Genomic DNA, 13,572 nt, shown 5'->3' with positions numbered 1-13,572 from the left:
ATATACTGTCAACCAAATAGAAACCATTTTAGTTTACGAAAGATCATCATGAACCTGGAAGACATTGCTTTTGACCAGCGCCACATTTGGCATCCCTACACCTCAATGACCAAACCGCTTCCCTGCTATCCGGTGGTCGCGGCCTGTGGCGTCGAACTTCATCTGGATGACGGACGTCGCCTGATCGACGGCATGTCATCGTGGTGGGCGGCGATTCACGGTTACAACCATCCGGCAATCAATCAGGCGGTGCAGACGCAGCTCAACCAGATGTCGCACGTGATGTTCGGCGGCATCACCCATCCGGCGGCGGTAGCGCTGTGTCGTCAACTGGTGGACATCACGCCCGATGGTCTGGAATGCGTTTTTCTGGCGGATTCCGGCTCAGTGGCTGTCGAAGTGGCGATGAAAATGGCGCTGCAATATTGGCAAGCATGTGGTGAAACCCGCCAGCGCTTTCTCACCCTGTGTCATGGTTATCACGGTGATACCTTCGGTGCGATGTCCGTGTGCGATCCACAAAATTCGATGCACAGTTTGTATCAGGGTTATCTGCCTACCCACCTGTTTGTCGATGCACCGCCCTGCGATACTCTCAGCGAAGGCGCTTTTGCCGACGAGTGGCAAGAAACCGATATCGCGCCGCTACAGGCGATGCTGTCAGAGCACGCTCATGAAATCGCCGCCGTGATTCTGGAGCCCATCGTGCAAGGGGCGGGCGGAATGCGCTTTTACCACCCAGCCTATCTGAGCAGGGTGCGGGAACTGTGCGACCAATGGGATATTTTGCTGATTGCCGATGAGATCGCCACCGGGTTTGGCCGCACTGGCAGGCTGTTTGCCTGCGAACATGCAGGAATTTCGCCCGACATTATGTGCCTGGGAAAAGCGCTTACCGGCGGTTATATGACGCTCTCCGCCACGCTGACCACCCGGTTGATCGCCGAAACGATCAGCAATGGCTCGGCAGGCTGTTTTATGCACGGCCCCACATTTATGGGTAATCCGCTTGCGTGCGCGGCGGCCAACGCCAGCCTGTCGCTGTTGGCGGAGAACCGCTGGCAGCAGCAGGTACAGCAGATTGAGCGGCAGTTGCGAGAAGCACTGCAACCCTGCGCGGATTCTCCGCTGGTGGCGAACGTTCGCGTGCTGGGCGCTATCGGCGTAGTGGAAACACAGCGTCCGGTTAATATGGCACGACTACAGCGTTTCTTCGTCGAGCGCGGCGTCTGGATTCGTCCTTTTGGTCGACTCATTTATCTGATGCCGCCGTTTATCATTCAGCCTGATGAGCTGCGTAGACTGACCGACGCCGTCTGTTCCGCTATCCGTGACGAACAGCTCTTTAGCTAAGTAATAATTTAAGATGCAACGCAATCTGCATTGCATCCCTTATCGCTGTGCCGATCTGCCAGCATAGCCATATGACGTTAACAGTGTGAGCTGTGGCACATTAATTCCATTAGCGTTATGATAATACTCTCAGCTAATCAGGAATTTCCCATGCGTAATACGTTCATTGTTTGCTGGCAGTATTTACGCGCTTTCGCATTGATTTATCTCTGCCTGCTGGCAGGCAATGCGGTATCCGCGTTACTTCCGTTCACTATCCCTGGCAGTATCATCGGCATGCTGGTTTTGTTCACGCTTCTTGCCTCACAAATCCTGCCCGCACAGTGGGTGAAATCAGGCTGCCACCTTCTTATTCGCCATATGGCGATGCTGTTCGTCCCCATTGGCGTCGGTGTGATGAATTATTACGATCTGCTCAGTCAACAGTTTGGCCCCATCGTGATTTCTTGTTTGGTCAGTACCTTTATTGTGATGCTGGTTGTAGGTTTCAGTACTCAGGTAATGCAGCGTGAAAGCACCATGGCCAGTGACCGCACACCGCCGAAGGATAAAGAATAATGTTCAGCTATTTGTGGTGGTCACTCCCTCTCACCCTGATTGTGTTTTTCACCGCGCGTAAACTGGCCGTGCTGACCAGGATCTCCTTGTTGAATCCGCTACTGGTGTCGATGGCGATTATTATCCCGCTGCTGTTGGTGTTGAAGATTCCCTACGAGCACTATTTTCAAGGCAGCAAAGTCCTTAACGACCTGCTGCAACCGGCAGTGGTCGCACTGGCGTTCCCCCTTTATGAACAGTTGCACCAAATTCGCGCCCGCTGGAAATCGATCATCAGCGTGTGCTTCATCGGCAGTCTGGCAGCCATTATTTCCGGTACGCTGGTAGCGCTGTGGATGGGGGCCTCGCCGGAAATCGCCGCCTCAGTGCTGCCTAAATCAGTCACCACCCCCATTGCGATGGCCGTCGCTAGTTCTATTGGCGGTATCCCCGCTATCAGCGCCGTCTGCGTGATTTTTGTCGGCATTCTCGGCGCCGTATTAGGCCACAGCCTGTTCAACCGCGTGGGCATCAAAACCAAAGCTGCTCGCGGGTTGTCGATGGGCACCGCTTCGCATGCCCTCGGCACGGCGCGCTGCGCGGAGGTTGATTATCAGGAAGGGGCATTCAGTTCACTGGCGCTGGTCATCTGCGGGATCATCACGTCGTTGATAGCGCCGTTCGTCTTCCCTGTACTCCTGCTCGTCGTTAGTTAAGGCCAAATAGGGACGGTGTGTATTTCACACCGCCCACTATAAAATTGAGATACATCTCGCATTTAGAAGTTAATTTGCATCCATTTCATTCAACAAAGAGATTTTGATCACAAATTATTGCTACTCTGCTACCTAACATGATGTTATTGACGGGTAAAAAGAGTAAGCCACTATGCATCCACGATTTGAAAACGCCTTCCAGCAATTACCTGCCAGTCTGCAAGCCGCGATCCGCCCATTGCTCGATAAACCGGATTTCGCCGCCATGCTAACCGCGGACGAGGTGAATGCCGTCGGTGAAGCCAGCCAGTTAGACACCGATACATTAGCCTTTGCGCTATTGCCGCTGGCAGCCGCCTGCGCACAAGCGCCTATCTCGAATTTTCAGGTTGGCGCGATTGCGCAAGGGCTTAGCGGCAATTTCTACTTTGGTGCCAACATGGAGTTCAGCGCCGTTCAGCTTCAGCAAACGGTGCATGCCGAACAAAGCGCCGTCAGCCATGCCTGGCTGCGCAATGAGCGCGGATTACAAGCCGTCACCGTGAACTACACGCCATGCGGACACTGCCGCCAGTTTATGAACGAATTGCGCAATGCGGCATCGCTGCGGATTCAACTACCGGGTCGCCAGCCCGCCGTGCTCAGCCACTATCTGCCAGATTCCTTTGGCCCCGTCGATCTACACATCGATACTTTACTGATGGATGACGTCAACCACGGTGCAACCTTGCAGAATGTGAATGCACTTGCGCGTCAGGCGCTGGATGCCGCCAACCGTAGCCATGCACCCTACAGCAAAGCCATTAGCGGTATTGCGTTGGAGACATCAGGCGGCAACACCTATACCGGACGCTATGCGGAAAATGCGGCGTTCAATCCTAGCCTGCCACCTTTGCAAGCCGTGTTAAATCTGATGAACCTTGCCGGCGAAGATCTGTGCACGGTGAAACATGCCGTTGTCGTTGAACGTCGCAATGCGGTTGTCAGCCACTGGGCAATTTCTCAAATTATGCTGGCCGAATTGGGCTGCACCGATGTTGAACACCACTTTATTGAGGAATAGTAACAGCGATAAGCGCAGACTTTCAGCAATGGGAAGGGTGAAAAAAGAGAGGTGAATCGATAAAGCCTGCATTTCGACTAAGATGCAAGCCATCTGTAACTATTTTAATTAACAATTTCTGTACATATTCTCTGGGTAATTTAAGATTCGCAGCAGTTTCTTATCGACAACACCTGAGTTTCTTTTTTGCTATCCGAAGAGTAAAAAGCCATGGAATTAGAATACGAAAGCAAACGTCCTCTCCATATTCCCTACGCTGGTCCAATCTTGCTTGAATTCCCCCTGCTGAATAAAGGCAGCGCATTTACCGAAGAAGAACGCGCTAACTTTAACCTGCATGGTCTGCTGCCTGAAGCCGTCGAAACCATCGAAGAACAGGCAGAACGCGCCTGGCGTCAGTATCAGGAATTCAAGCACGATATTGAAAAGCACGTTTACCTACGCAACATTCAGGATACCAACGAAACCCTGTTCTACCGCCTGTTGGACGGTCACCTCAGTGAGATGATGCCCATCATCTACACCCCGACCGTTGGCGAAGCCTGTGAGCACTTCTCCGATATCTATCGCCGCGCCCGTGGCCTGTTTATCTCCTACCCTAACCGCGCACATATTGACGATATGCTGCAAAACGCCACCAAACAGAACGTGAAAGTCATCGTGGTGACCGACGGTGAACGTATTCTGGGTCTGGGCGACCAGGGCATTGGTGGTATGGGGATTCCAATCGGTAAACTTTCCCTGTACACCGCGTGTGGCGGTATCAGCCCGGCCTACACCCTGCCAGTGGTTCTGGATGTCGGTACCAACAACCCGCAGCGCCTGAACGATCCGCTGTACATGGGCTGGCGTCACCCACGTATCACCGATGACGAATACTATGCGTTCGTTGATGAATTCATCCAGGCTGTTAAGCGTCGCTGGCCAAACGTGCTGTTGCAGTTTGAAGACTTCGCGCAGAAAAACGCGACACCGTTGCTGAACCGCTATCGTGATGAAATCTGTAGCTTTAACGATGACATTCAGGGTACCGCGGCGGTTGCGCTGGGTAGCCTGATTGCCGCCAGCCGTGCAGCAGGCACACAGTTGCGCGATCAGACCGTGGCCTTCCTGGGCGCGGGCTCTGCGGGTTGCGGTATCGCTGAACAAATCATCGCACAGATGAAATCTGAAGGGCTGAGCGATGAAGAAGCGCGCGCACGTGTCTTCATGGTTGACCGCTTTGGTCTGCTGACCGACAAACTGCCGAACCTGCTCGATTTCCAAAGCAAGCTGGTGCAGAAAAGCGACCTGCTGGCGGGCTGGGATTGCAACAGCGACGCCATTTCACTGCTGGAAGTGGTACGCAATGCCAAGCCAACCATCCTGATCGGCGTATCCGGCCAACCGGGTCTGTTCACGGAAGAAATCATCCGTGAAATGCACAAACACTGTGCGCGTCCTATCGTGATGCCGCTGTCTAACCCGACCTCCCGCGTGGAAGCTCGTCCGGAAGACATCATTCGCTGGACGGAAGGTGCTGCGCTGGTCGCAACCGGTAGCCCGTTCTCTCCGGTTAACTATCAGGATAAGGTCTTCCCTATCGCGCAGTGCAACAACTCCTATATTTTCCCAGGTATCGGGTTAGGGGTACTGGCGTCAGGTGCCAAGCGTATCACTGACGGTATGCTGATGGCCGCCAGCCGCGCGCTGGCTGACTGCTCGCCGCTGGCAAATAACGGTGAAGGCGCTCTACTGCCGGATCTGGCTGATATCCAGCAGGTGTCTAAGCGTATTGCATTGGAAGTGGGTAAAGCAGCACAGTTGCAAGGTGCCGCCGTGGTGACCTCGTCGGATGCGCTGCAAAAGGCGATTGAGCACAACTTCTGGCAGCCGCAGTACCGTAGCTACAAACGCACCTCATTCTAAGCATTAACGGCTTACTGCTAAAAAGCGCGGCACTGGTTGTCGCGCTTTTTTTATTCAGCTTTTCAGCTTCGGGTCGAGCGCATCGCGCAGGCCGTCGCCCAATAAATTAAACGCCAGTACCGTCAGAAAGATCGCCAAACTCGGGAATATCGCAACGTGCGGTGCGATCACCATATCCGATCGCGCTTCATTCAGCATCGCTCCCCACTCCGGCATCGGCGGCTGTGCGCCAAGCCCTAAAAATGACAAGCTGGCTGCCGTGATGATCGACATCCCAATGCGCATCGAGAAAAACACCACGATGGAAGACACCGAGCCGGGCAGAATATGCCGAAAGAGGATCGTCCCGTCGCTGGCACCAATGCTACGGGCAGATTCGATGTAGGTTAGCTGTTTCAGCACCAGCGTGTTGCCTCGCACCAAACGGGCGAACGCCGGAATGCTGAAAATCGCGACGGCGACAACCACATTCGCCATCCCACTGCCCATAATCGCCACAACGGCAATCGCCAGCAGAATACCGGGAAAAGCAAACAGCACATCGCAAATGCGCATGATAATACGGTCTGTCCACCCTTCGTAGTAGCCTGCCAGCAGGCCCAGCATCGTGCCGATAATCATCCCCACCAGCACCGAAAGGATACCCGCGGCCAGCGAAATGCGCGTTCCCATCAGGATCCGGCTGAAAATATCACGCCCTAATGAATCCACCCCCAGCCAGTGTGCCGACGACGGGCCTTCATTCAGGCGCTCATAATCGAAATAGTTCTCGGCATCATAAGGCGTCAGATACGGTGCCAGAAACGCGATCGCAACCAGCAACAGCACAAACACACCCGCGGTGACCGCAACGTGCTGCCGAAGAAACCGCCGCCAGAATTCACGCCACGGCGTACGAACAGGTTTATCCCTAATAACAGGGAGCGTCGCCAGCATAGCTTTACGTCGCCAGTGTCTCATTCCCTTTCCTTATTTATAACGAATGGCTGGATTAATCGCGGCATACAGCATATCCACCAGCAGATTGATCAGAATAAACTCCAGCGAAAACAGCAGCACCTCGGCCTGAATCACCGGATAGTCACGCATCTCCACCGCATCCACCAGCAGCCGCCCCAGCCCCGGCCAGTTGAAAACCTTCTCCACAACGATTGAGCCGCCGAGCAAGAAACCAAATTGCAGCCCCATCATCGTCACCACGGGAATCAGCGCATTGCGCAGCCCGTGCTTCACCACAACCAGCGACTCACGCACGCCTTTTGCCCGCGCCGTGCGCATATAGTCTTCCTGCAACACATCGACAAACGACGCGCGGGTAAAACGTGCCATCACTGCCGCCACCGCCGCGCCCAGCGTCAGCGAAGGCAAAATGTAGTGCAGCCAGGTATCCGCGCCCACCGTCGGCAACCACCCCAGTTCGACAGAAAAAATCTGCATTAACAGCATGCCGAGCGCAAAAGCGGGAAAAGAAAGGCCAGAGACCGCCAGCGTCATCCCGATTCTGTCCGGCCAGCCGTTGCGCCACACGGCCGATACGATGCCGATCGCCATGCCAAAAATCACCGCCCACACCATGCTGCACACCGTCAGCCAAAAGGTCGGCATAAAGCGCATGGCGATCTCTTCCGTGACCGGGCGCTTCGACACCATCGACGTCCCCAAATCCCCTTGCAGGATATTGGTGAAAAAGTGCCAAAACTGGTGCGGCAGCGATTTATCCAATCCCAGATCCTGCCGAACCATCTCAATGACGGCGGCATCCGCCTCGCGCCCAGCGGCTAAACGCGCCGGATCGCCGGGTAACAGATGAACGAACAGGAACACCACCACCATGACAATCAGGAGCGTGGGAATTAGTCCCAGTAGTCGTTTAATAAAATAATTCAGCATGAACGGTTTTCCACAGACATGCGTCAGACTCCCTATAAGTGGACGTGTATTGACCACTGCGGGCAGCCTTACGGCCACCCGACTCCTTGGTCATTCTGTTGCGGCGAATTATTCCTTGAGATCGGCTTCTTCAAAACTGAACAAGGTATCCGGCATCACGTAAAACCCGGTCAGTTTTTTGCTGTTGGCCGAAACTAAACGCTCTGTCGCCAGGAAAATCCACGGCGCATCCGCCCAGATTTTGTCCTGTGCATCCTGATACAGTTTCTGCTTCTCCGTCCGATCCGTGGTTTTCAGGGCATTCGCCAGATCCACATCAACCTGCGGGTTGCTGTAAAATGCCGTGTTGAACTGCGCGGGTGGCCAGGAAGCCGTCGCAAACAGCGGCGACAGTGCCCAATCCGCCTCCCCCGTCGACGCTGACCAGCCGGTGTAGAACAGGCGAACGCCCGTTTCTTTCACGCCTTTACCTTCCACTTCCGCGGCGCGCTGCCCTGCATCCATGGCGGTCACCTGCACTTTCACGCCGACCTGCGCCAGCTGTTGCTGTGTGAACTGCAAGACTTTCTGCGCCGTACTGTGGTTATGCGACGACCAGAGCGTGGTGGTGAAGCCGTCAGGATAGCCAGCTTCTTTCAGCAGCTCACGCGCCTTCGCCGGATCGTAAGGCCACGGCTGATATTTTACTGAATAATCAATGCTGCCCGGCAGTGGCCCTTCGGCGGGCGTCGCATAGCCAGAGAACGCGACTTTAATCAGCGCCTCTTTGTTGATCGCGTAGTTCAGCGCCTGCCGGACTTTCGGGTTATCAAACGGTTTCTGCGTCACGTTCATACTGATGTAACGGTGCAGAATTGACGGCGACGCCACCAGCGCCAGCTTGTCATTTTTTTCCAGCACCTTGGCTTGCTCGAACGGTATGGGATAAGCAAACTGTGCTTCGCCGGTTTGCAGCAGTGCCGCACGCGTGTTGTTATCCACTACCGGGCGCCAGGTAATGCTGTCCAGCTTCGGTAATCCCGCCTTCCAGTAGCCGCTGAATTTCTCGACTTTAACAAAATCGGTCTGATTCCAGGTCACAAAACGATACGGCCCAGTGCCTACCGGATGGAAGCCAATTTCCTTGCCGTACTGCGTTAATGCCGCCGGAGAGATCATCACCGCCGCCGGATGCGCCAGATTGTTAACGAATGCCGAGAATGGCGTCTTCAGTGTGATTTTCACCGTCAAATCGTCAACCACATCGGTTTTTTCGATCATCTTGAACAGGTTATATCGCTTCAGGCGGTTGTCTGGATTACTGACGCGATCCAGATTCACTTTCACTGCGACGGCGTTAAACGCCGATCCATCGTGAAATTTGACGCCAGGATGCAGCTTAACGGTATACGTCAGGCCATCTGAGCTTACGTCATAACTGTCCGCCAGCACGTTCACCAGCTTCATGTCTTTATCAAAGCCAAATAGCCCCTGATAGAAGGACTTCGCGACTGTTTGCGATAGCGAATCGTTGGCATCGTACGGATCCAGGCTGGTAAAAGTGGAACCCACGGCGATCACCGCATCTTTGGCTGCCCAGACGGGTGAAGCCACCATGACAGCGGTTACCCCTGCGGCGACGAACCAGCGCCGTTTTATCGTCATTACGCTCATGCTACGTTCTCCTTGTGAATCCCTGTCAATAAGCGCCAGCTATCGGATGGTGCGCAACAAAGTGTCGTTCACCTACCTGCACCAGTGGCACCGTGATCGGCTCATCGCCAAGCGCCCGAATCGGGCTGGGTATTTCATCAACCAGCAGCACCTGCTCACGCTGGCGGCATGAGGGATCGGCAATCGGGACTGCCGACATCAGCTTGCGGGTATAAGGATGACGAGGCCGCTCGAAGACATCTTGCCGTGAGCCAATCTCGACAATCTGCCCCATGTACATCACCGCCACGCGATGGCTGATACGCTCGACCACCGCCATATCATGTGAAATAAATAAAAACGCGATGCCGAACTCACGTTGCAGTTCCAGCATCAGATTGATGATTTGTGCCTGAATCGACACGTCCAATGCAGATACCGCTTCATCCGCAATCACCACTTTCGGATTCAGCGCCAGCGCTCGGGCGATGCAAATGCGCTGACGCTGACCACCGGAAAACTCATGCGGGTAACGCCGGGCATGTTCCGGTTCTAACCCTACGCGTGCCAACAGCCATTCCACACGCTTCTCCGCCTCCTGCCGACGGCAAATGTTGTGCACCAGCAGCGGTTCCATAATCGAAAAGCCGACCGTCAGACGCGGATCCAGTGACGCATAGGGATCCTGAAAAATCAGTTGAATATCACGCCGCAGGCGCTGTAACGCCGCCCCTTTCAACTGATGAATAGGCTGCCCATTAAAGATAATGTCGCCCTGCTGGCTTTCAACCAGTTTGAGCAGCGCACGGCCAGTCGTAGACTTACCGCACCCTGATTCACCAACCAGCGATAGCGTTTCGCCCGGCCAGAGATCGAAGCTGATGTTTTCCACCGCATGTACCTGCCGCGTCACGCGATTCAACAAACCGCTACGAATCGGAAAACGCGTCACCAGATGGCTAACCTGTAAGATCGGAGCCGCATCCACGAGCACCGTATCCTGCGGCAGGTTATCCGCAATACGGACTGCGTTTTGAGCCAGCAGCGGAAATTTTTCCGGAAACGGCTGACCGCGCATAGCCCCTAATGTGGGTACCGCGGCTAATAACCCCTGCGTATACGGGTGCTGCGGCGCAGTAAAAATCTGCCCAACGCTTCCCGCCTCGACGCTTTCCCCACGGTGCATCACCAGGACGCGCTCAGCCACTTCCGCCACCACGCCCATGTCATGGGTGATGAAAATCACGGCCATTTCCATTTCACGCTGTAGCACGCGAATCAGTTGCAGAATTTGCGCTTGAATGGTGACATCCAGCGCGGTCGTCGGTTCATCGGCAATCAACAGCGACGGCTTGCAGGAGAGCGCCATCGCAATCATGGCCCGCTGGCGCATGCCGCCAGAAAGCTGGTGAGGATAGCGACCCAGCACGTTGCGCGCTTCCGGTATTCTGACTAGATCCAGCATACGCAGGGTTTCCGCTCGCGCAGCGCGTCTATCCATCCCCTGATGCAAACGAATCGACTCGGCTATCTGTTCACCAACGGGGAAAACCGGATTCAACGACGTCATCGGTTCCTGAAAAATCATCGCCAAATCCGCGCCACGTAATGTGCGCATCATCCGCTGACGCGCTCCACGGAGATCCAGCACGTGCCCATCGCGGCGGCGAAAGAGCATATCGCCCTGATGAATCACACCGCCCGCATGCTCAACCAACCGCATCAGCGCCAGCGACGTCACTGACTTACCCGACCCCGACTCCCCGACGATGGCCAGCGTTTCGTCCCGATCGACAGAGAATGTCAAATTGCGTACCGCGTCCATCCTCTGCCCCTGCTGTTCGAAGCACACACTCAGGTTGCGTACTTCCACCACCCGTTTTTCAGGCAAAACAAGCCCCGGGACAGGGGAAGACAACGAGGCATAATGATCCTGTATGGGCAACATGAACGGCGAATCTCCATATAAATGTGGCTGGAATCAGCACAACGCGGTAAGGGGCAAATTACCAGCGATTTTCGACTATATTTAGCGCAAGGTATGATGTAAAGCGGAAACTGAAATCAATACAGTGAAAAATTTCTTTTATAACATTAGGTTAATTGAAATAAAGACGTATCATCAGGCACGATGCCTCATACAAATTCCCCCATTTTTGCCCGAAATGGTTCGCGTTGTGGGCAAAAACCGACGCTTTGGCACCGAGGCTCTGTAGTTTACCGCCTAACGAGGATTCATGCGCCAAAAGGCACATTCCTTGACCTGCATACATTCACCCCCGTGACGAACTCTGACATAATTAATACTGGCATAGGAAACGGGTTTTCGCCTATGAACGGCGCGTTGCCGCAACACGATTCTTACTGATGGAATAAGTCATATTAATAAAATCAGTCGTATTGATGAAACACACTGTGGAGTGAAGATGGAAAGCGTTAACGCAGGTTTACTGACTCTTGAACAAGCTCTGGAAAACATGTTTTCTCAGGTTCCTTCCCTTACCGAGACAGAGCGCGTATCCCTGTTCGACGCCGCAGGACGGATTACCGCCCATGCCATCGCCTCCCCGATTAACGTCCCACCTTTCGCCAATTCCGCAATGGATGGCTATGCCGTACGCTGCGCCGATTTGTCCGCTTCAACAACGCTGCCGCTAGCTGGAAAAGCGTTCGCTGGCGCGCCCTTCACTGGCGACTGGCCTGCCGGAACCTGTATTCGCATCATGACCGGCGCGCCGATTCCCGCAGGAGCTGATACGGTGATCATGCAGGAAGAGGCTGAAGTCAGCGAGGACGGCATCCGCTTTCCCCATGAGGTAAAACCCGGCCAGAATATTCGTCTGGCGGGAGAAGATATTCAGGCGGGTGCCAGCGTGTTACCCGCAGGCACCAAGCTGGGCGTGGCGGAGCTGCCGCTGCTGGCATCACTGGGGATTGCGCAGATTGACGTGGTGCGCCGCCTGAAAGTCGCGGTGTTTTCAACGGGTGATGAGCTGCAACCCGTCGGCGAACCGCTGGCAGACGGCCAGATTTATGACACCAACCGTTTCGCCGTCCGTTTGATGTTGGAACAGCTGGGCTGCGAAGTGCACGATCTGGGGATTATCCGCGACGATCCGGCCGCGCTGCGCGCTGCGTTCCACGAGGCCGATCAACTTGCCGATCTGGTGATTAGCAGCGGCGGCGTTTCCGTTGGCGAGGCGGATTACACCAAGCAAATGCTGGATGAACTGGGCGATATCCACTTCTGGAAGCTGGCGATCAAACCCGGTAAACCTTTCGCCTTCGGCAAATTGCAACACGCCTGGTTCTGCGGCCTGCCGGGGAATCCGGTTTCTGCTGCGCTGACGTTCTATCAACTGGTTCAGCCACTGCTGGCCCGCCTGTCTGGCTATACGCAATGGCGTCTGCCGCCACGGGTTCGCGTCAAAACCACCAGCACACTGAAAAAAACACTGGGGCGTACCGATTTCCAGCGCGGCATTTTCAGCCGTAACGCACAGGGTGAACTGGAAGTGAGAACCACCGGGCATCAAGGGTCACACGTTTTCAGCTCGTTCAGCCTCGGTAACTGCTTCATCGTACTGGAGCAAGATCGCGGTCGCGTCGCCGCTGGCGAATGGGTCGAAATCGAGCCCTTCAACGCGCTGCTGGGGCACTGAGTATGTTGCCGGAGCTGAGCGATGAAGAGACGCTGCGCTACAATCGACAGATTGTGCTGCGCGGCTTTGATTTTGACGGACAGGAAAAACTGAAGGCTTCGCATCTGTTAATTGTCGGACTCGGTGGGCTAGGCTGCGCCGCCGCGCAGTATCTGGCCGCCGCCGGCGTCGGCCATTTGACGCTGCTGGATTTTGATACCGTGTCTCTGTCTAACCTGCAACGCCAGGTGCTGCATCGTGATGCCCGTATCGGTATGGCAAAGGTCGAGTCAGCGCGTCTGACGCTATCCGATATGAATCCGCACCTTTCGCTCGATACGGTTGATGGCGATCTCGATGACGAGGCGCTGAGCGAACTCGTCAGCAAACACGACGCGGTGTTGGACTGTACCGACAATGTCGCCATTCGCAATCGTCTAAACCGCATTGGCTTTCAGCTCAGGAAACCGCTGATCTCCGGGGCGGCGATTCGGATGGAAGGCCACATCAGCGTCTTTACCTATCAGCCCGATGAACCTTGCTATCAGTGCCTCAGCCGTTTGTTCGGTGCCAACGCGCTAACCTGCGTCGAAGCAGGCGTGATGTCCCCTCTGGTAGGCACTATTGGGAGTTTACAAGCGCTGGAAGCGATTAAATTGCTGGCCGGTTACGGCAAACTGGCCACTGGGCGATTGCTGATGTTCGATGCGATGACGCTGCAATTTCGTGAAATGGTGCTGCCAAAAAACCCGCACTGCAACGTCTGCGGCGAACAAGCCGCAGAAGGAAAAGACTCCCCCCCGGCACGATAACCCATTGAACACCAGAAAAA

11 protein-coding genes are annotated in these 13,572 nt (G+C 54.8%); 7 read left to right on the top strand and 4 right to left on the bottom strand.

Annotated features, from left to right (window positions below):
• The first annotated feature begins 48 nt into the window (after positions 1-48).
• The 5 genes from bioA to O1Q74_RS07475 all read left to right on the top strand — a co-directional run bounded on the left by bioA (position 49) and on the right by O1Q74_RS07475 (position 5,577).
• Positions 49-1,353: an adenosylmethionine--8-amino-7-oxononanoate transaminase gene (gene bioA, locus O1Q74_RS07495; protein ID WP_271877692.1), complete on the top strand. Its 1,305-nt coding sequence runs from the start codon at positions 49-51 to the stop codon at positions 1,351-1,353.
• A 150-nt stretch (positions 1,354-1,503) separates the two neighbouring features.
• Positions 1,504-1,911, top strand: a complete 408-nt coding sequence (locus O1Q74_RS07490) for a CidA/LrgA family protein (RefSeq protein ID WP_271877690.1) — start codon at positions 1,504-1,506, stop codon at positions 1,909-1,911.
• On the top strand, positions 1,911-2,606 hold the full coding sequence (locus O1Q74_RS07485; protein ID WP_271877688.1) for a CidB/LrgB family autolysis modulator: 696 nt from the start codon (positions 1,911-1,913) through the stop codon (positions 2,604-2,606). Before O1Q74_RS07490 ends, O1Q74_RS07485 begins: the two co-directional genes overlap by 1 nt.
• 172 nt (positions 2,607-2,778) lie before the next feature.
• Positions 2,779-3,669 (top strand): cytidine deaminase, encoded by an 891-nt coding sequence (cdd, locus tag O1Q74_RS07480; protein ID WP_271877686.1) that lies wholly within the window; start codon positions 2,779-2,781, stop codon positions 3,667-3,669.
• A 210-nt stretch (positions 3,670-3,879) separates the two neighbouring features.
• A complete protein-coding gene (locus tag O1Q74_RS07475) occupies positions 3,880-5,577 on the top strand; it encodes an NAD-dependent malic enzyme (RefSeq protein ID WP_271877685.1) in 1,698 nt (565 codons plus the stop codon).
• 54 nt (positions 5,578-5,631) lie between these two features.
• Here the strand turns inward: O1Q74_RS07475 and gsiD are convergent, their stop codons facing one another.
• The 4 genes from gsiD to O1Q74_RS07455 form a co-directional block, all read right to left on the bottom strand.
• Entirely contained in the window at positions 5,632-6,537 is a 906-nt protein-coding gene (gene gsiD, locus O1Q74_RS07470) for a glutathione ABC transporter permease GsiD (RefSeq protein ID WP_271877683.1), read from the bottom strand.
• Between the two features lie 9 nt (positions 6,538-6,546).
• Positions 6,547-7,467, bottom strand: a complete 921-nt coding sequence (gene gsiC, locus O1Q74_RS07465) for a glutathione ABC transporter permease GsiC (protein WP_271877681.1) — start codon at positions 7,465-7,467, stop codon at positions 6,547-6,549.
• A gap of 108 nt (positions 7,468-7,575) precedes the next feature.
• Positions 7,576-9,120 carry a glutathione ABC transporter substrate-binding protein GsiB gene (gene gsiB / locus O1Q74_RS07460; protein WP_271877679.1) on the bottom strand — a complete coding sequence of 515 codons (1,545 nt, stop codon included), beginning with the start codon at positions 9,118-9,120 and terminating at the stop codon, positions 7,576-7,578.
• A gap of 25 nt (positions 9,121-9,145) precedes the next feature.
• Complete coding sequence (locus tag O1Q74_RS07455) at positions 9,146-11,047, bottom strand: dipeptide ABC transporter ATP-binding protein (protein ID WP_271877677.1); 1,902 nt, start codon at positions 11,045-11,047, stop codon at positions 9,146-9,148.
• Positions 11,048-11,525: 478 nt separating this feature from the next.
• Between O1Q74_RS07455 and moeA the strand changes: the two genes are divergently transcribed.
• Together moeA and moeB are read left to right on the top strand one after the other, a co-directional pair.
• The gene (moeA, locus tag O1Q74_RS07450) at positions 11,526-12,761 is read left to right on the top strand and encodes a molybdopterin molybdotransferase MoeA (RefSeq protein WP_271877671.1); all 1,236 of its coding nucleotides are present in this window, start codon (positions 11,526-11,528) and stop codon (positions 12,759-12,761) included.
• A gap of 2 nt (positions 12,762-12,763) precedes the next feature.
• Complete coding sequence (moeB, locus tag O1Q74_RS07445) at positions 12,764-13,552, top strand: molybdopterin-synthase adenylyltransferase MoeB (protein WP_271877669.1); 789 nt, start codon at positions 12,764-12,766, stop codon at positions 13,550-13,552.
• Positions 13,553-13,572: the final 20 nt, after the last annotated feature.

Origin of the sequence: Pectobacterium sp. A5351 (assembly GCF_028335745.1) — a bacterium.
Classification (GTDB): domain Bacteria; phylum Pseudomonadota; class Gammaproteobacteria; order Enterobacterales; family Enterobacteriaceae; genus Pectobacterium.
The sequence above is the reverse complement of the archived record's forward strand: the minus strand, read 5'-3'. Positions and strand labels throughout refer to the sequence as shown.